The 17,845-nt window shown below is 70.4% G+C and carries 17 protein-coding genes, 1 tRNA gene and 1 pseudogene; 9 read left to right on the forward strand and 10 right to left on the reverse strand.

From position 1 onward, the window contains the following. Window positions 1-2: 2 nt before the first annotated feature. The 3 genes from ACFWYM_RS21165 to ACFWYM_RS21175 all read right to left on the reverse strand — a co-directional run bounded on the left by ACFWYM_RS21165 (window position 3) and on the right by ACFWYM_RS21175 (window position 899). Window positions 3-74, reverse strand: a tRNA-Cys gene (locus tag ACFWYM_RS21165). 109 nt (window positions 75-183) lie between these two features. After that, window positions 184-633 (reverse strand): type II toxin-antitoxin system VapC family toxin, encoded by a 450-nt coding sequence (locus tag ACFWYM_RS21170; RefSeq protein WP_384839137.1) that lies wholly within the window; start codon window positions 631-633, stop codon window positions 184-186. Further along, complete coding sequence (locus ACFWYM_RS21175) at window positions 630-899, reverse strand: CopG family transcriptional regulator (protein WP_384839140.1); 270 nt, start codon at window positions 897-899, stop codon at window positions 630-632. The genes ACFWYM_RS21170 and ACFWYM_RS21175 overlap by 4 nt, the downstream gene beginning before the upstream one ends. Before the next feature lie 171 nt (window positions 900-1,070). On the opposite strand from ACFWYM_RS21175, the pseudogene ACFWYM_RS21180 reads away from it, so the two are divergent. The 6 genes and pseudogenes from ACFWYM_RS21180 to ACFWYM_RS21205 all read left to right on the forward strand — a co-directional run. Next, window positions 1,071-1,196 (forward strand): annotated as a pseudogene (locus ACFWYM_RS21180) (transcriptional regulator); the annotation flags it as partial. After that, window positions 1,193-1,444, forward strand: coding sequence for a DUF397 domain-containing protein (locus ACFWYM_RS21185; protein ID WP_384839143.1), 252 nt, complete (start codon window positions 1,193-1,195; stop codon window positions 1,442-1,444). The pseudogene ACFWYM_RS21180 and the gene ACFWYM_RS21185, both read left to right, overlap by 4 nt. 441 nt (window positions 1,445-1,885) lie before the next feature. After that, on the forward strand, window positions 1,886-3,340 hold the full coding sequence (locus ACFWYM_RS21190; RefSeq protein ID WP_384839146.1) for an MFS transporter: 1,455 nt from the start codon (window positions 1,886-1,888) through the stop codon (window positions 3,338-3,340). A 147-nt stretch (window positions 3,341-3,487) separates the two neighbouring features. Continuing rightward, on the forward strand, window positions 3,488-5,284 hold the full coding sequence (locus tag ACFWYM_RS21195; protein WP_384839149.1) for a DEAD/DEAH box helicase: 1,797 nt from the start codon (window positions 3,488-3,490) through the stop codon (window positions 5,282-5,284). Between the two features lie 462 nt (window positions 5,285-5,746). Continuing rightward, complete coding sequence (locus ACFWYM_RS21200) at window positions 5,747-6,388, forward strand: IclR family transcriptional regulator (RefSeq protein WP_384839152.1); 642 nt, start codon at window positions 5,747-5,749, stop codon at window positions 6,386-6,388. Window positions 6,389-6,622: 234 nt separating this feature from the next. After that, a complete protein-coding gene (locus ACFWYM_RS21205) occupies window positions 6,623-7,429 on the forward strand; it encodes a S16 family serine protease (protein WP_384839155.1) in 807 nt (268 codons plus the stop codon). A 163-nt stretch (window positions 7,430-7,592) separates the two neighbouring features. On the opposite strand, the gene ACFWYM_RS21210 is transcribed toward ACFWYM_RS21205, so the two are convergent. The 6 genes from ACFWYM_RS21210 to ACFWYM_RS21235 form a co-directional block, all read right to left on the reverse strand. Further along, window positions 7,593-8,180 (reverse strand): helix-turn-helix domain-containing protein, encoded by a 588-nt coding sequence (locus tag ACFWYM_RS21210; RefSeq protein WP_384839158.1) that lies wholly within the window; start codon window positions 8,178-8,180, stop codon window positions 7,593-7,595. An 89-nt stretch (window positions 8,181-8,269) separates the two neighbouring features. Beyond that, window positions 8,270-9,259, reverse strand: a complete 990-nt coding sequence (locus tag ACFWYM_RS21215; RefSeq protein WP_384839161.1) for a glycine betaine ABC transporter substrate-binding protein — start codon at window positions 9,257-9,259, stop codon at window positions 8,270-8,272. Then, the gene (locus tag ACFWYM_RS21220; protein ID WP_384839220.1) at window positions 9,256-10,047 is read right to left on the reverse strand and encodes an ABC transporter permease; all 792 of its coding nucleotides are present in this window, start codon (window positions 10,045-10,047) and stop codon (window positions 9,256-9,258) included. The genes ACFWYM_RS21215 and ACFWYM_RS21220 overlap by 4 nt, the downstream gene beginning before the upstream one ends. Before the next feature lie 131 nt (window positions 10,048-10,178). Then, window positions 10,179-11,438 (reverse strand): betaine/proline/choline family ABC transporter ATP-binding protein, encoded by a 1,260-nt coding sequence (locus ACFWYM_RS21225; RefSeq protein ID WP_384839223.1) that lies wholly within the window; start codon window positions 11,436-11,438, stop codon window positions 10,179-10,181. Window positions 11,439-11,475: 37 nt separating this feature from the next. Next, on the reverse strand, window positions 11,476-12,123 hold the full coding sequence (locus ACFWYM_RS21230; RefSeq protein ID WP_384839226.1) for an ABC transporter permease: 648 nt from the start codon (window positions 12,121-12,123) through the stop codon (window positions 11,476-11,478). 30 nt (window positions 12,124-12,153) lie between these two features. After that, window positions 12,154-12,624 (reverse strand): Lrp/AsnC family transcriptional regulator, encoded by a 471-nt coding sequence (locus ACFWYM_RS21235; RefSeq protein ID WP_384839164.1) that lies wholly within the window; start codon window positions 12,622-12,624, stop codon window positions 12,154-12,156. A gap of 121 nt (window positions 12,625-12,745) precedes the next feature. Between ACFWYM_RS21235 and hppD the strand changes: the two genes are divergently transcribed. The 3 genes from hppD (at window position 12,746) to ACFWYM_RS21250 (ending at window position 16,292) form a co-directional block, all read left to right on the forward strand. Then, complete coding sequence (gene hppD / locus ACFWYM_RS21240) at window positions 12,746-13,894, forward strand: 4-hydroxyphenylpyruvate dioxygenase (protein ID WP_384839166.1); 1,149 nt, start codon at window positions 12,746-12,748, stop codon at window positions 13,892-13,894. A 137-nt stretch (window positions 13,895-14,031) separates the two neighbouring features. After that, window positions 14,032-14,784: a hypothetical protein gene (locus ACFWYM_RS21245; protein WP_384839169.1), complete on the forward strand. Its 753-nt coding sequence runs from the start codon at window positions 14,032-14,034 to the stop codon at window positions 14,782-14,784. Further along, complete coding sequence (locus ACFWYM_RS21250; protein WP_384839171.1) at window positions 14,781-16,292, forward strand: DUF4331 domain-containing protein; 1,512 nt, start codon at window positions 14,781-14,783, stop codon at window positions 16,290-16,292. Before ACFWYM_RS21245 ends, ACFWYM_RS21250 begins: the two co-directional genes overlap by 4 nt. A gap of 57 nt (window positions 16,293-16,349) precedes the next feature. Here the strand turns inward: ACFWYM_RS21250 and ACFWYM_RS21255 are convergent, their stop codons facing one another. Next, on the reverse strand, window positions 16,350-17,840 hold the full coding sequence (locus tag ACFWYM_RS21255; RefSeq protein ID WP_384839174.1) for a nickel/cobalt transporter: 1,491 nt from the start codon (window positions 17,838-17,840) through the stop codon (window positions 16,350-16,352). Window positions 17,841-17,845 lie beyond the last annotated feature (5 nt).

A 17,845-nucleotide genomic window follows, 5' to 3' on the forward strand; every position in this document is an offset into this window, starting at 1 on the left:
AGAGGCCGTGACCGGAATCGAACCGGTGTGCTTCGCTTTGCAGGCGAATCCCTAAGCCACTCGGGCACACGGCCAAGGTGCACGTCCGTGTGGGACGTGGTTTCTCGACTCCTCGAACCTAGACGCGGTGGTCGGCGGGCTCAAGGGGATGATCTGCGCCGCAATGGGACTGCCACACCCTGTTCACGAATCGGGGCAGAGGTCGTCCGGCAGGATCCGGAAGTGTGTGTACCTGCCGCCCAGCGGTCTGACGGCCCGGAAATCGCGAATGTCCCGGGTCAGGACAGCGTCGGTGTCGTACTCGGCTGCCAGCGCGACATTCACCGCGTCCACCAGGTCGAGGTCAAGCGATGCGTACCGGCCTCGCACGGCCAGGGCGGCGTCGAGGATGTCGGGTGTGGGTGGCGAGAGGACAAGGCGCAGCTGTCGGGTGCGTGCCGTCAGCGACCGGAGGATGCCGTCGGCCGCACCGCGTCCGGCGCGGCTGGTGGCCACCTGATGCACTTCGGTGAGGGCCAGGGGTGAGGCGACCAAGAGGCCGCACTGGTCCACCGTCTTCCGGGCTTCCTGGTGGGCAGGGTCGGAACGATTGAAGAGGGTCAGGAGCCCTGAGGTGTCAGCGACGACGATCACGCGGCGTCCCCTCTGTTCCGGCGCTCCCTGGCCGTATGGGCCTCGGTCACGGCCGTGCGAATGTCCTCCTGGGTGACGGGCCCACCCAAGTCGAAGGTCTCCTCGTCCGTGACGAACGGCTCGTCCCATACGCGATGCGCAAGGGCCATGCGGTGGATGCCCTCACGGATGAGCTCGGCCTCCGGAACGCCGAGGCGCGCGGCGGCTTCTTTGAGGAGAGCGAGGTCGCTGTCGTCGGCGTAGACGTTGGTGCGCTTCAGAGCCATACCTCCAAGGTACAGGTTGTGTACCACCTGGGCGGTGGGCGAGTAGTGCTGCCGGGTGGTGGATGGGGGTCTCCGGGAGCCCGGCCGTGAGGGTGCGGCGCACCGCGTCGGGGGCGATGCCGCGTTCCAGCCAGGTGGTGACGGCGGGGGTGAGGCGGCGTACGTCGCGTGGGGAGAGGAGGAGCCGACCCGAAACACCTCCGGGTACTTGAGTTGCGTTACGGGACGATCCGCGCGCAGGCTCTCACGCCAAGAGAGTCGCTGGCCTTCATCGAGCAAGTGCTGGGAGAGACATGATCGGCAGTTCCGAGCTGAACTGGTTCAAGAGCAGCTACAGCAGTAGCAGCGAGATCAACGACTGTGTCGAGGTCGCCCTGGAGTGGCGCAAGAGCAGCTACAGCGACAGCAGCGACGTCAACGACTGCGTAGAGGTAGCCACTTGCTCCACCGCCGTCCACGTCCGCGACTCCAAAAACACGCAGGGCCCGCACCTGGCGGTCGCCCCCGCCGCATGGAGCAACTTCCTTACCTTTGCGGTGCGTTGACTCATCTGCCTCACATGGAGTCCGCCTCCAACAATGAGTCTCCGTACGACGACCTGAGTTGAGCCACGCGCACACGCACCTGCGAGCCACCGCCGCCCGGGCGGGCGGGGGGTGGTGGGTGGGCCGAGGCGGCGCCTGGGCTGAGAGCGGGAGCACGACGACGCTGAGCTCAGCACATCCGGCACGGCACCCGGTGCAAGCCGCCCGCCCCGGGTGGAGGGGGTGGTGGGTGGGCCGGGACGGCGCCCGGGTGGGAGAGGTGCAGCAGGACGAGCCTCGTCGCACCCGGCGGGAGAGGTGCGCCACGACGAGCCCCCGCCCCGCCCACTGGGCAGCGCGCCAAGGCGAAACCCCGCCCCACCGGACGTACGACCAAGGGACCAGCACCCGCCCGCCTCCGGACAGGGGTCAACCTCGTAAACGGCCCTTACTCTGGCCAGCATGACCACCGACACCGGCGTCGCCGCCGACACAGCTGAGGCAAGGGCACCTGAGGAGACCGGCTCCGGCGGGGTGCTCGGGAAGAGCTATCGCGCGCTCAGCGTCGGCATCGTCTCCGTCGTGTTGCTCATTGCTTTTGAGGCGACCGCCGTCGGTACCGCCATGCCCGTCGCGGCCCGCGAGCTCGACGGGGTCTCGCTGTACGCCTTCGCCTTCTCCGGGTACTTCACGACCAGCCTCTTCGGGATGGTGCTGAGCGGACAGTGGGCCGACCGGCGCGGTCCCCTCGGGCCGCTCGCCGCCGGGATCGGGCTCTTCGCCGCCGGGCTGTTGCTCAGCGGGACCGCCGTCGGGATGTGGGTGTTCATTCTCGGGCGGGCCGTGCAGGGGCTCGGGGGCGGGCTCGTCATCGTCAGCCTGTACGTCATCGTCAGCCGGGCCTACCCGGAGCGGCTGCGCGCCCCGATCATGGCGGCGTTCGCGGCGAGCTGGGTCGTCCCGTCCGTGGTCGGGCCGCTGGTGTCGGGGACCGTCACCGAACATCTGGGATGGCGCTGGGTGTTCGTCGGGATTCCGGTTCTCGTCGCGGCGCCGCTCGCCCTCGCCCTGCCGCAGATACGGCGGCGCGCCTCCGGGCCCGTCGCCCCGGACGCCGCCGCCGCGCCCTTCGACCGGCGCCGCATCCGCCTCGCCCTCGGCATCTCGCTGGGCGCGGGGCTCCTCCAGTACGCGGGGCAGGATCTGAAGTGGATCTCGCTGTTCCCCGCTGCCGTCGGCGGAGCCGTCCTCGTGCCCGCCGTCCTCGGGCTGCTGCCGCGCGGGACGTACCGGGCCGCCCGTGGGCTCCCCTCCGTCGTGCTGCTGCGCGGCATCGCCGCCGGGTCGTTCATCGCCGCCGAGTCCTTCGTGCCGCTCATGCTCGTCAGCGAGCGCGGCCTCAGCCCCACCCTGGCCGGGCTCTCGCTCGCCGTGGGCGGGGCGACGTGGGCGCTCGGCTCGTTCGTCCAGTCCCGGCCGGGCACGGAGCCGCACCGGCAGCGGCTCATGGTGGTCGGGATGGTTCTCGTCGGTGCCGCCATCGCCGCCGCGCCCAGCGTGCTCTTCGACGCCGTGCCCGTGTGGATCGTCGGCGTCGCCTGGGGCTTCGGCTGCTTCGGCATGGGCATCGTCATCGGCTCGACCAGCGTCCTGCTGCTCCAGCTCTCGCCGCCGCAGGACGCGGGCACCAACTCGGCCGCCCTGCAGATCTCCGACGGGCTGTCGAACGTGCTGCTGCTTGCTGCGGGAGGTGCTGCCTTCGCCGCGCTCGGCGGGGGCATGGTGGGCGGCGCGGCCCATGGGGCGGGGGACGTCAGCGGGTCCCACCCCGGTGCCTTCGCCGCCGTCTTCCTGCCCATGGCCGTCGTCGCCCTGGTGGGGGCGTGGGTCGCGACGCGGCTGCGGGAGCGGGACTGACCCACCGGCTCGTGTGACGCCCGTCGCACCCGTCACCCCCTCAGCGCCGTCAACGGGAGTACGTCACCGGGTCACCGGTAAGGTGGCCCGGTTGTCGTACGTACCCCGAGCCCCTGAGCCCCCGACAGGCAAAGACCAACGGAGACCGTGACTACTACAGCCGCCCACTCCTCGTCGCACCACCTCTCGCCCGCCTTCCCCGGCCGTGCCCCCTGGGGCACCGCCAACAAGCTGCGCGCCTGGCAGCAGGGGGCGATGGACAAGTACATCCAGGAGCAGCCCCGCGACTTCCTCGCGGTCGCCACCCCGGGCGCCGGAAAGACCACCTTCGCGCTGACCCTCGCGTCCTGGCTGCTGCACCACCACGTCGTGCAGCAGGTGACCGTCGTCGCACCGACCGAGCACCTGAAGAAGCAGTGGGCCGAGGCGGCCGCCCGGATAGGGATCAAGCTCGATCCGGAGTACAGCGCCGGGCCGCTCAGCAAGGAGTACCAGGGCGTCGCCGTGACGTACGCGGGTGTCGGCGTGCGGCCGATGCTGCACCGCAACCGCTCCGAGCAGCGCAAGACCCTCGTCATCCTTGATGAGATCCACCACGCGGGAGACAGCAAGTCGTGGGGTGAGGCGTGCCTCGAAGCCTTCGAGCCCGCGACCCGGCGCCTCGCCCTCACCGGCACGCCCTTCCGGTCCGACACCAACCCCATCCCCTTCGTCGAGTACGCGGAGGGCAACGACGGCATCCGGCGCTCGGCCGCCGACTACACGTACGGATACGGGAGCGCGCTCGGCGACGGCGTCGTGCGGCCCGTCATCTTCCTCTCCTACAGCGGCAACATGCGCTGGCGGACGAAGGCGGGAGATGAGATCGCGGCGCGGCTCGGGGAACCGATGACCAAGGACGCGATCAGCCAGGCGTGGCGGACCGCCCTCGACCCGCGCGGCGACTGGATGCCGAACGTGCTGAAGGCCGCCGACCAGCGGCTCAGTGAAGTGCGGAAGGCGATTCCCGACGCGGGCGGGCTCGTCATCGCCTCCGACCAGGACTCCGCGCGCGCCTACGCCAAGCTGATCCGCGAGATCACGGGGACGAAGGCGACGATCGTCCTCTCCGACGACACGGGCGCCTCGAAGCGCATCGACGACTTCAGTGGCAGCACCGACCGCTGGATGGTCGCGGTCCGCATGGTGTCCGAGGGCGTCGACGTGCCCCGCCTCGCGGTGGGGGTCTATGCCACCACCATCTCGACCCCGCTCTTCTTCGCGCAGGCCGTCGGCCGTTTCGTGCGGTCGAGGCGGCGCGGCGAGACCGCGTCCGTGTTCCTGCCGACCGTGCCCGACCTGCTCGGCTTCGCCAACGAGATGGAGGTCGAGCGCGACCACGTCCTGGACAAGCCGAAGAAGGACGGCGAGGAGGACCCGTACGCCGAGTCCGAGGCCGAGATGGACGAGGCGAACAAGGAGCAGGACGAGGACACCGGCGAGCAGGAGCAGTTCTCCTTCGAGGCGCTGGAGTCCGAGGCCGTCTTCGACCGGGTGCTCTTCGACGGCGCCGAGTTCGGCATGCAGGCGCACCCGGGGAGCGAGGAGGAGCAGGACTACCTCGGCATCCCGGGGCTCCTCGAACCCGACCAGGTCCAGATGCTGCTGCAGAAGCGGCAGGCCCGGCAGATCGCGCACAGCAAGAAGAAGCCCGCCGAGGAGGCCGACCTCCTCGAGCTGCCCGCCGAGCGGCGCCCCGTGGTCTCCCACAAGGAGCTGCTGGAGCTCAGGAAGCAGCTCAACACGATGGTCGGCGCCTACTCCCACCAGAGCGGCAAGCCGCACGGCGTGATCCACACGGAGCTGCGCCGCACCTGCGGGGGCCCGCCGAGCGCGGAGGCCACCGGAGGGCAGCTGCGGCAGCGGATCGCGAAGGTCCAGGAGTGGGCCACGCGGATGCGCTGAGGGGTATGGGGAGTAGTCAGCAGTCAGCAGTCAGCAGTCAGTAGTCAGTCAGGGCAGAGGATGCCGGCCCTCGCCACTGACAGCTGCGGTGCCTCCGGAGTGCCGCAGCGCCCGGAACCATGAACTCCATGTGGAGAGTTCATGTGCACGATCCGTGTGCGGAGCTGTCGCGCGACCCACTCCGTACGGACCGCGTATCAGGGCAATGAGGGGCGCAGCCCCCATCGCGATGACCGGATTCTGGACGGAGTCTTCCGCTCAGCGGGACGGCCTCGCTAATGTCCCCGCAACAAATACACGCCCCGTGGCAGCGCCGCCGCGGAGCGCAGCCGGTGCCACGTGCCTGAGCCCGGGAGACCCGGGGCGCTGACCGACCGGCGGCCTCTGACGCGCGTCGCCCCACGGGACCGGCGGCGCAACCGCCGTGGAGGGGGCCGTCCTCACCACTAAGGAGTGGGCGTCGTGACCGCGGAGACTTCCCAGACGCTCGACCGAGGACTGCGGGTCCTCAAGCTGCTCGCCGACACCGATCATGGACTCACCGTCACCGAGCTGTCCACCAAGCTCGGCGTCAACCGCACGGTGGTCTACCGGCTCCTCGCCACCCTCGAACAACACGCCCTCGTACGACGGGACTTGGGCGGCCGCGCCCGCGTCGGCCTGGGCGTCCTGCGGCTCGGCCGCCAGGTGCACCCCCTGGTGCGCGAGGCGGCGCTCCCGGCCCTGCGCTCCCTCGCCGAGGACATCGGCGCGACGGCCCACCTGACGCTGGTCGACGGGACGGAGGCGCTCGCCGTCGCGGTCGTCGAGCCGACGTGGACGGACTACCACGTGGCGTACCGCACCGGCTTCCGCCACCCCCTGGACCGCGGCGCCGCGGGCAAGGCCATCCTCGCCGCCCGCCAGGGCCTCGTCACCGACCCCGGGTACGCGCTGACCCACGGCGAGCTGGAGGCGGGCGCGAGCGGGGCGGCGGCGCCGCTGGTCGGGGTGACGGGGATAGAGGGCAGCGTGGGCGTGGTCATGCTGGCGGACTCGGTGCCGGAGCGGGTGGGGCCGCGGGTGGTGGACGCGGCCCGCGAGGTCGCCGACGCGTTGCGCTGAGGCCGCGCGGGCGAACGGTGCCCTGTGGTGGCCCTACCCCGGGGCTGCGCCCCTGGACCCGCTATCCGGGGCTGCGCCCCTGGACCCGCCTATCCGGGGCTGCGCCCCTGGACCCGCCTATCCGGGGCTGCGCCCCTGGACCCCCATCGGCGCTGGCGCGCCTCGTCCTCAATCGCCGGACGGGCTCAATAGCCTCCGGCCGGGCCTCCGGCTCCTTCACGTTAGATTGAATCCGTGCTCTCTCGTCTCACACAGCTCACCCGCCCCAAGGCCCTCGCCCTCTGCGCCCTGCCCGTCGCGGCCCTGCTCGGCGTCACGGCGTTCGCACCGCTGCCGTTCGCCGTGGCGCAGCCCGGCTCCACGGCGAACGTGCTGGGGGAGTACAAGGGCAAGCAGGTCATCACGGTCAAGGGCGCCCCGACCCGCAAGACCGACGGCCAGCTGCGCATGACCACCATCGTGGCGACGGGCCCGCAGATGGACGTGCGCCTCGGGGACGTGCTCGACGCCTGGTTCCGCGGGGACCGGGCCGTCATGCCCAAGGACTCGGTCTACCCGGACGGCGACGACGTCAAGAAGGTCGAGAAGCACAACCTCGGCGACATGAAGAAGTCCCAGGACGCGGCCACCGACGCCGCGCTCTCGTACCTCTCGAAGAACGGTGTCGACACCGACAAGGTCGAGGTCGAGGTCGACCTGGGCGAGATCGGCGGCCCGAGCGCCGGCCTGTTCCTCGCGCTCGGCGTGATCGACAAGCTGGACGGCGACGGCAGCGGCGGTGACCTCACGGGCGGCCGATCCATCGCGGGCACCGGAACGATCACCCCGAAGGGGAAGGTCGGTCCCGTCGGCGGTGTCGAGCTCAAGACCCAGGCCGCCAAGCGCGACGGCGCCACGGTCTTCCTCGTCCCCGAGGCCGAGTGCTCCGAGGCCAAGGGCAATGCGCCGAAGGGCCTGCGCCTGGTCCCGGTGACTACGCTCCAGGGAACGCTGGACGCGCTCCGCGACCTGAAGAAGGGCGCGGACGTCCCGACCTGCTGACCGGGTCGCTCACCATCCACAGGCCCAACTCGACGAGGGTCCAGCCCAGTTGCGTACGGAGATGGGGGCGTCGTCTGCGTACATGTGCCTCGTTCCGTAACGCGGCGGCGCGGGTGTGGTGCAGGTACAGGTGGATGTCGGGGTGCATGGCGGGTGAGCCCTCTCAGTCGGTGGGGCGGGTCGGGATGAGCTGCGTCTGGACGCGGACGAGAGCTGCCTCCGGGTCGTCCTTGTCCTTCGCCAACGGGCGGTAGCTCTCGATGAGTTGATGGAGCTTCCCGCTCAGCTCGGCGGTGAGCTCGGGCGTCAGGTACAGGTGCGCGTCGCTCATGTCGGAGGCGTCCTGCCACTCTTCGGGCCACTCGTGGCTCGTGCCGATCCATGTCGTCAGCGTTTCGCTGTAGTACGACGCGACCTGGTGCAGGTAGAGCTGGGCGGCCCCGCGAACGGCGGGGTCGGGGTCGCGCGACAACGAGTCGCTGAAGTGCGTCCCCTGGTGCGCCGAACGCCACCACCGCTCCCGCCCCTTGCCGTGCTCCGGGTCGTCCTCGATGAACCCGTGCTCGGCGAGCTGGCGCAGGTGGTAGCTGGTGGATCCGCTGGACTCGCCCAGTTTCGTGGCCAGTTGGGAGGCTGTCGCGGGGCCGTCGCGCCGCAGCGCACTAAGGAGTCGCAGCCGCAGGGGATGTGCGATCCCGCGCAGTGAACGCGGGGTCAGGTTGGCGATCTTGCGAGGCTCCGGCTCCGTCATGCCTCCCACCGTAAGCATGCAAAGACTCCGTTGCAACACCTTCTTTGCAACGGAGTCTTTGTAACTCACGGTCAGGAAAACGGAGTTGGCTACTCCTTCACGAACCCCTCCTGCACGAGCCAGTCCTTCGCCACCTCATGCGGATCCTGCCCCTCCACGTCCACCTTGGAGTTCAGGTCCTGCGCCACGGTGTTGTTGAGCTTCTTGGTGATGGGCTCCAGGATCTTCGCCATCTCCGGGTACTTCTTCAGGGCCTTGCTGTTGATCTCCGGCGCGGCGTTGTAGTTGGGGAAGAAGTGCTTGTCGTCCTGCGTCACTTCGAGGTCCATCGCCTTGATGCGGCCGTCGGTGGTGAAGACCTCGCCGTAGGTGCACGTCCCCTTGGACGCCTGGGTGTAGATGATCCCGGTGTCCATCTGCGTGATGTTGCCCGCGGGAATCTTCATGCCGTACGCCTTCTCCATGCCCGGAAGGCCGTCCGCGCGGTTGGCGAACTCGCTCTCCACGCACAGCGTCACGGCCTTCGGGTCCTTCTTCGACAGCGCGGCGACGTCCGACAGGGTCTTCGTGCCGTACTTCTTGAAGTTGGACTGGTTCATGGCGAGGGCGTACGTGTTGTTGAGGGACGACGGCGGGAGCCAGGTGATGCCGTTCTTCGCGTCGGCGTCCTTCACCGCCTCCCACTGCTCCTGCGAGTTCGGGATGGGCTTGGAGTTGCCGAGGTAGGTGATCCAGGCGGTGCCCGTGTACTCGTACATCGCGTCCGCGTCGCCGCCCTTCACCGCCTCGCGGGCGCCGATGGAACCCTGGATGCCGGTGCGGTCGAGCACGTCCGCGCCCGCCGCCTTGAAGGCGATGCCCATCATCGCGCCGAGGATCAGTTGCTCCGTGAATTCCTTGGACGTGACCGTGAGGTCGGCGCCCTTCAGGGGGAGTCCCTGACCGATCGAGCCCGGTTTCACGTCGTCCACCATCGGTGAACCGCTGGTCAGTCCGCAGCTCGCCACGAGGCCGCCCGCCACCACCGTGGCCAGCGCCGTGCGCCACGTAAGCCAGGTAGTCGTCGTCACCCTCGTCATGACTTCACCTCCAGCCCCCGCGGACTCAGCAGCAGTTCGGCCAGCGACGCCAGCCAGTCCACGAGCAGCGCGAGCGCGACCGTCAGGATCGAGCCGAGCATCAGGACCGGCATGCGCTGGTTGGTGATGCCCGTCTGGATGAGGACGCCGAGGCCGCCGCCACCGCCGAAGGTCGCGAGCGTCGCCGTGCCCACGTTCAGGACGAGCGCCGTGCGCACGCCCGCGAGGATCAGCGGTACGGCGAGGGGGAGTTCGACCTTGCCCAGCACTCCCAGCGGGGACATGCCGATTCCCCGTGCCGCCTCCAGGAGCGTCGGGTCGTTGGCCCGCAGGCCCGCGATGGTGTTGGACAGGACCGGCAGGATCGCGTAGATGATGATGCCCGTCAGGGCCGCCTTCTCGCCGATGCCCATCCAGATGACGAGGAGCGCGAGGAGGCCGATCGCCGGGGTCGCCTGGCCCATGTTGGCGAAGGCCATCGCCACCGGGGCCGCCTTGCTGAACGCGCGCCGGGTCAGCAGGATCCCCAGCGGGATCGCGATGATCAGGACGAAGAAGGTGGAGATGACGGTGAGTTCGATGTGCTGGCGCAGCACCTTCCACACCTGACCGCCCGACAGGGCGTTCTTGGAGATGTCGTCCAGGTCCGCCTCGTGGAACCACCACCAGGTGGCCAGCAGGACGACGAGCAGGAAGGCCGGCAGGACCGTCAGCTTCGCCCAGCCGATGCGGCGCACCCGGCGCGGCTCCGAGCTCGGCGGCGGCGCCTCCTGCTCGCCCTCGCCCACGTCGCGGAAGGCGAGGCCCTTGACCTCGTGCTCGCCCTCGGGGCGCGGCTCGGCGGCCTTGTCGGGGGAGGGGGTGCGGCCGGGGTAGCGGGGGCTGCTCCCCGGCAGCGGATCGCGCGGGATTCGGGGACTCACGCCTTTGCCTCCCCTCCGTCGCCCTCCTGCTCCTGGTGGGTCACCTGGGTCCGCTGCTCCTCCAGTTCGTGCTGGTGCTCCATCGCGTCGAGACGGTCGGCCTCCAGCATTTCGTGCACGGAGTTCATCAGCGTCTCCATGTCGACGACGCCCGTGTACTCGCCCCGGCGGCCGGTCACCGCGACCCGGCCCGCGTTGTCGGTCAACACCGCCTCCAGGGCGTCCCGCAGCGTGGCGTCGCGGGTCACCGTGTCGTGCACCAGGGTTCCGGCCCGTGCGAGCGAGCCCTTCGCGCGCATCAGGTCGCCGCGGCGCAGCCACTTGTAGGGGCGGCCGCGCTTGTCGAGGAGGAGGAGTTCGTTGGTGCCCGCGGCGCGGAGCTTGTTGAAGATGTCCTGCAGCGGGTCGTCGACGGTCACCGTCGGCACGTCGGCCATCTCCACATCGCGTACGCGGGTCAGGTTCAGGCGCTTCAGCGCCGCGCCCGCGCCCACGAAGCCGGAGACGAAGTCGTCGGCCGGGTTGGTGAGGATCGCCTCGGGGGTGTCGAACTGCGCGATGTGCGAGCGCTCGCGGAGCACCGCGATGCGGTCGCCCAGCTTGATGGCCTCGTCGAAGTCGTGCGTGACGAAGACGATCGTCTTGTGCAGCTCGTGCTGGAGCCGGATCAGCTCGTCCTGGAGGTGGTCGCGGGTGATGGGGTCGACCGCGCCGAACGGCTCGTCCATGAGGAGCACGGGCGGGTCGGCGGCCAACGCCCGTGCCACGCCCACGCGTTGCTGCTGGCCGCCGGAGAGCTGGCGCGGATAGCGGCCGTGGAACTCGCCGGGGTCGAGCCCGACCAGGTCGAGCATCTCCTCGACCCGCGACTTGATCTTCGACTTCCCCCAGCCGACCATCTTCGGTACGAGGGCGATGTTCTGAGCCACCGTCATGTGCGGGAAGAGCCCGGACGACTGGATCGCGTAGCCGACCTTGCGGCGCAGCTTCACCGGGTCGATGTCGGTGACGTCCTCGCCGTTGATGCGGATGCGCCCGCTGGTCGGCTCGATGAGGCGGTTGATCATCTTCAGCGTGGTCGACTTACCGCAGCCGGACGGGCCGACGAAGATGACGATCTCGCCCGCCTTGATCTCCATGTTGACGCTGTCCACCGCGGGGTCGCCGCTGCCCGGGTAGCGCTTGGTCAGGTTCTCCAGCTCGATGGTGGCGCCGGTCGCGGTCTGCGCCGAAGGCTCCGCCGCGGCCTCGGCCACGGTCTCGGTCGAGCCTGATGTCGTACCGGATGTCGTCTCAGACACGGATACCCCTCGGAATCGTCAGCCGGCCGATCAGGACGTACGCGGCGTCGAAGAGCAGCGCCAGGACGATGATCCCGAGCGTGCCCGCGAGCACTTGGTTGAGCGCGTTCTTGCTGCCGAGCGAGCCGATGCCGCGGAAGATCTCGTTGCCGAGGCCGGGTCCGGAGGCGTAGGCGGCAATGGCGGCGATGCCCATCAGCATCTGCGTGGAAACCCGGATACCGGTCAGGATGGGCGGCCACGCGAGCGGCAGCTCCACCTTGAACAGCCGGGCCACACGCGACATCCCGATGCCCTTGGCCGCGTCGACCAGTGACGGGTCGACCCCGCGCAGGCCCACGATGGAGTTGCGCACGATCGGGAGGAGGCCGTACAGGGTCAGCGCGATCACCGTCGGCGCGACGCCGAGCCCGGCGACCGGGATCAGCAGACCGATCATGGCGAGCGACGGGACGGTGAGGATGGTGGAGGTCGTGGTCGTGGCCAGGTTCCCGGCCCACTCGCTGCGGTAGGTCACGACGCCGATGAGGACACCGATGACGGTCGCGACGACCATGCATTGGAAGACGGCGCTGGCGTGCTGGTACGCGTCCTGCAGCAACTGTTGGTGCCGGTTGCCGAGGTAGTCCCAGAAATTCACTGAAGTGCTCACCTCGCCTGTAGTCAGGTTCTAGGGGTCTTCAGACGCCTGCTCCACCAGCGGGATGATCCGCAGCGGAACGGGGTTCTCCATGACGATTGCCGTGGAGGCCCGAACGATGCCATCAAAGCCCACCACTCGGTCGATCACACGTTGGAGATCGGCGTTGGAGCGGGCCACCAGACGGCACAGCATGTCGCCGTGGCCGGTGGTGGTGTGCAGTTCGAGCACCTCGGGGACGGTCGCCAAGTGCGCCCGTACGTCCGCGCCCTGACCCTGTTTGATCTCCAGGGTCGCGAAGGCGGTCACGGGGTAGCCGAGGGCCACCGGATCGACGTCCGGGCCGAAGCCCCGGATGACTCCATTCGACTGAAGCCGGTCCATGCGCGCCTGCACGGTGCCGCGCGCGACGCCGAGCCGCCGGGACGCCTCAAGGACCCCGATACGCGGCTCCCGTGCCAGGAGCACGATGAGTCTGCCGTCCAGATGATCGATCGCCATGCCGCCTCCACGGTGGTCATCGTGTACAGATAGCCCGCCCATACTCCCGAGTTGCTGGGCAGATTGCCCAGCGAAAACGCAAACTATTGCGCACCTTGTGGATCGGCGGGAGCCTCGGCCCATGACTGAGACCACCACCCACACCACCCCCGACACCGTGCGCGAGGCCGACCCCTTCCCGGTCAAGGGAATGGACGCGGTCGTCTTCGCCGTGGGCAACGCCAAGCAGGCCGCCCACTACTACTCGACGGCCTTCGGCATGAAGCTGGTCGCCTACTCCGGACCGGAGAACGGCAGCCGTGAGACCGCCTCCTACGTGCTCACCAACGGGGCCGCCCGCTTCGTCTTCACCTCCGTCATCAAGGCGTCCACCGACTGGGGCCACTTCCTCGCCTCCCACGTGGCCGAGCACGGCGACGGCGTCGTCGACCTCGCCATCGAGGTCCCGGACGCCCGCGCCGCCTACGCCTACGCCGTCGAGCACGGCGCCCGCGGCATCACCGAGCCGCACGAGGTGAAGGACGAGAACGGCACGGTGGTCCTCGCCGCCATCGCCACCTACGGCAAGACCCGCCACACCCTGGTGGAGCGCTCCGGCTACGAGGGCCCCTACCTGCCCGGCTTCGTCGCGGTGAACCCGATGGTGGAGCCCCCGGCCAAGCGCACCTTCCAGGCCATCGACCACTGCGTGGGCAACGTCGAGCTCGGCAAGATGAACGAGTGGGTCGGCTTCTACAACAAGGTCATGGGCTTCACGAACATGAAGGAGTTCGTGGGCGACGACATCGCGACCGAGTACTCGGCCCTGATGTCGAAGGTCGTCGCGGACGGCACCCTCAAGGTGAAGTTCCCGATCAACGAGCCGGCCATCGCCAAGAAGAAGTCCCAGATCGACGAGTACCTGGAGTTCTACGGCGGCGCGGGCGTCCAGCACATCGCGCTCGCCACGAACGACATCGTCGAGTCGGTGCGGACCATGCGTGCGGCGGGCGTCCAGTTCCTCGACACCCCCGACTCCTACTACGACACCCTCGGCGAGTGGGCGGGCGAGACCCGCGTCCCCGTCGAGATCCTGCGCGAGCTGAAGATCCTGGTCGACCGTGACGAGGACGGCTATCTGCTGCAGATCTTCACCAAGCCGGTCCAGGACCGCCCGACGGTCTTCTTCGAGATGATCGAGCGGCACGGCTCGATGGGCTTCGGCAAGGGCAACTTCAAGGCCCTGTTCGAGGCGATCGAGCGGGAGCAGGAGAAGCGCGGCAACCTGTAGCCGCCAGGGCTGCGGCAATCTGCAACCGACGGGGCTCCCATGACGGAGGGTTACCCATTCGGCACTTCTGACCTCGCAGAGTGACCGCCCTGGGGTTTCAGTGGCTCCCAGAGCCACCGAAACCCCAGGAGCCCTCCATGCGCCTCACCCGCACCGCCCTCTCCCTCGCCACCGCCGTCCTCCTCTCGGTCGGCCTGACCGGCACCGCCACCGCCGACGGCCGCGGCGACCACGGCCCCGCCCACCGCGCGAAGGCCGCCGAGGGCCCCTGCAAGTCCCGCACCGGCGGCGTCTACTTCTCGCCCTTCGGCCACGCCGACGTCACGCTCAAGCCCGAGGTCAAGAAGATCCTCAAGGCGGAGAAGGCGACCATCAAACCCGTCGCGCCGCTCTCCAACAACCCGGGCAGAGACGACCAGTTCCGCTTCCCCCTCGGTGTCTTCGAGGACAGCATCGAGCCGGACCTCACCCACATCTTCCGGGTCTGCTACCCGGGCGGCATCGTCATCGCCCGCCCCTCCACCGGCGACCGGGCCGTCTGCAACGGCATCTGGCTCGCGGTGCTCCCGAGCCCCGGCGCCTACTGCAACCTCCGCATCAACAAGGGCCCCGAGCGCCGCGTCCAGCTCGCCACCACCACCGCGAAGGACCTGCTCATCGGCAGTCACTCCTTCTACCCGGTGATCACCCCGCGCATCGACCCCAAGACGGGCGAGCTCGGCTTCGGCCCCAAGGACTGGGAGTTCCGCGGCAGCAAGGAATTCCAGGCCGCACTCAAGCAGTTCGACGTCGACCTGCCCGAGGGCACCCCGCTGTTCAACCTCGACGCCACGCTGAGCTTCCTGCCCGGACCCGACTTCTGGGCACGCATCCAGGGCCTCGGCGCATGACCGACGAGCCGAAGGACCGGACCGGCCTCGTCAGCCGCCGGACCGGCCGCGCCGGACGCCGCACCGGCCACGTCAGACGCACGTACGCCGTCGGCGCCACCGTCGCACTCGCCGCGCTCACCGCCGCCGCGCTCGTCGGCCCCGGCACCGGCACCGGACACGCGGGCAGCCACGTCGACGCACCCACCGCCATCCTCAACCCGGACATCAACGGCGCCGACCTCTTCGCCTTCACCAGCCCCGAGAACCCGGACACGGTGACCCTCGCCGCCACCTACAACCCGATCACGCTGCCGCAGATCGGCGGCGTCCTGCCGCCCGCGCTCTTCGGCAAGGACACCCGCTACGACATCAACGTCGACACCACCGGCGACGGCAGCCCCGAACTCACGTACCGCTGGACCTTCGCCACCGAGGACCACCGCATCGGCGGCGTCGCCCAGGCCAAGGGCTATGTCGACCGGCTCGACGACCCCGACCTGCTGCTGCGCCAGCGCTACACCCTCCAGGAGCTCCGGCCGGGGCGGCCCGCCCGGACGCTCGTGCGGAAGCAGATCGCCGCGCCCACCCGGGCCGGGCTCGTCTCGATGCCCGACTACCGGCGCCTCATGCGCCAGGCCACCGTGCGGCTCCCGGGCGGCGGCAAGGTCTACACGGGGCAGGCGGCCGACCCCTTCTTCATCGACGTACGGCAGTTCGCGATGCTCAAGCTGGGCGTGGACGCGCCGGTGCCGGTGAACCCGCTGATCTTCAGCAACGTCAACGTCATGACGGTGCAGGTCCCGAAGAAGGCCCTCGCGCTCAAGGGCGACCCGCGCCGCAACCCGGTCGTGGGCGTGTGGTCCACGGCGGCCCGCAAGTCCCTCAACCTCCAGGGCGGCACGCCCCATTGGGTGCAGATGTCCCGGGTCGGCCAGTCCTTCTTCAACGAGGGGCTCTCGCCGGACGGCTTCCTCCAGCCAGGCGGCCTCCTCGTGGGCGTGCCGGGCGGCGTCGCCGACCAGTTCAACGCGCGCCGCCCCGCCGACGACCACCGCTGGCGGACGATCGAGCGCATGGTCCGTCAGCCTGCGGGCCCGCACCTGGTCAACCTCTTCCACTTCCTCACCGCACCGGCCCCGAAGACGCCGCGCGACGACCTGTGGCAGATCTTCATGAAGGGCGTCGCCACGAGCACCGGCCCGGTCCGGCAGAACCTCAACTCCCAGGCCCTGAACCGGGACGCGAACCCGAGGAAGCTGCTCCCCGCGGAGATGCTGCGCCTCAACATGGCGGTCCCCGTCACCCGCAGACCCAAGCCCGAAGGGTTGCTGGAGGGCGACCGCCAGGGCTTCCCCAACGGCCGCCGCTACACCGACGACGCCACGCTCATCTTCAGCCGCATGGTCCTCGGCGAACCGGCGGGCAAGGGACACCCGGAGCTCTTCCGGTTCAGCCTTGCCCAGGGCCCCGAGCCGCGACCGGGCGGCACCTTCCCGTATGTGGGAGAGCCCAGGGCCCTTCCGTAGCGCCAGGGCCCGTCCGTGGTACGGAAGTTCGCCAGGGCCCTTACACAGCAAGGGAGTTCAGCCGTACAGGAGCGGGACCGCGGCGCGCAGCGCGAGTCCCGCTCCGACGGCTGTCACCAGCGCGGCCGTCACATACGGCACCTTCGCCCGCCACCGGTGCCACAGCGCCGCCGCCCGCCCGCCGAGCAGCCGCCCCGCCCGCTCCCCGAACCGCGCGACGAGCAGCCCCGCGCAGGTCAGCACCGCCGCCATCCCGACGCCGTAGCCGAGCACGAGGGCGACCCCGAAACCGGTCCGGTTCAGCGCGACCGCGCCGAGCAGCACGACGAGGGCGGACGGACTGGGCACGAGCCCGCCCGCGACCCCCATGCCGACGAGGGTGCGGCGCCGGCAGGGGCGGCCGGGCTCCTCGTGTACGTGGGTGTGGGCGCCGTGCGGGTGAGGGGCGTGGCGGTGGGCGTGGTGGCCGTGGTGACGGTGGCCCGGCGCCCGCGCCGACCGCAGCAGCACCACCCCCACCCCCGCCACGAGCAGCCCGCTCACCACCCCGAGCAGATTCAGGAGCCGGTCGGCGGCGAGCGACGCCGACACCGTGAGCAGCAGCCCGATGGCGAGCACGCCCGCCGTGTGGGTGAACGTCACCGTGGCGCCCACCGCGACCGCGTCCCGCACCCGCCCGCGCCGCCCCGCCATGCACGCCGCCATCACGGTCTTGCCGTGCCCGGGCAGCGCGGCGTGCGCGGCCCCGAGGAGCAGCGAGAGCGCCACGGCCGCCAGGCCCATGGGCAGCGTGAGCCGGTCCCGGGCGGTGAACGCGGCGAAGCGGGCGTCCAGGGCGGCGAGCCAACTCCCGCTCCCGGCCGTGGAGATGGGGGCGGCTCCCGGGCCCGCGCCCGGACCGTCACCCGGCGCCACCCGCAGCCGCGCCGCGCGTACGTCCAGCGGGTCGGACAGGAGGTCGTCCGGGTAGCGGCGCAGCTCGCCGGAGACGCTCCGCTCCGGTACGTCGGACGCGGCGAGCCGCACGCCGCCGCCCGCCGTCGCGGTCACCTCGCGCCAGCCGATCCGCCCCTGGTCGTAGCCGTCGGCGAACTCCACGTCGCCGCCCCGCGCCAGGTCCGCCCCGGCGCTGAGCGAGCAACTGATCCGCGTCGTACGCAACTTGGCCTGCCCCGGCGGATAGGCGAGCCCGCTCGCCCGCACCCGCCACACGAGCGGCCGCCCCGCGGCCCGCGCCCGCAGCGCCCCCGCGACGTCCGCGCACACGGCCCCCGCGTCGTCGCGCCCGCCCGCCTGGAGGGTCGGGATCTCGGCCCGGTCCACGACCACGCTGTCCTCGACGCGGTCGGGCAGCACCCGCAGGCCGTGGTAATGGTTGACGGTGAAGTTCCCCAACGGGTGTGCCTGCGCGGGGACTTGGCCGACCCCGAGGAGCGCCCCGCAGGCCAGCGCGAGCCCGGCGACGACGCGGTGAACGGGCCGCACGCGCCGCCCGGCAGCGCACAACGCGGCCCGCACGCGTCGCCCGGCAGCGTGCACGGCACTCACGCGTC

This window comes from Streptomyces sp. NPDC059009, from assembly GCF_042740175.1.
Classification (GTDB): Bacteria; Actinomycetota; Actinomycetes; order Streptomycetales; family Streptomycetaceae; genus Streptomyces.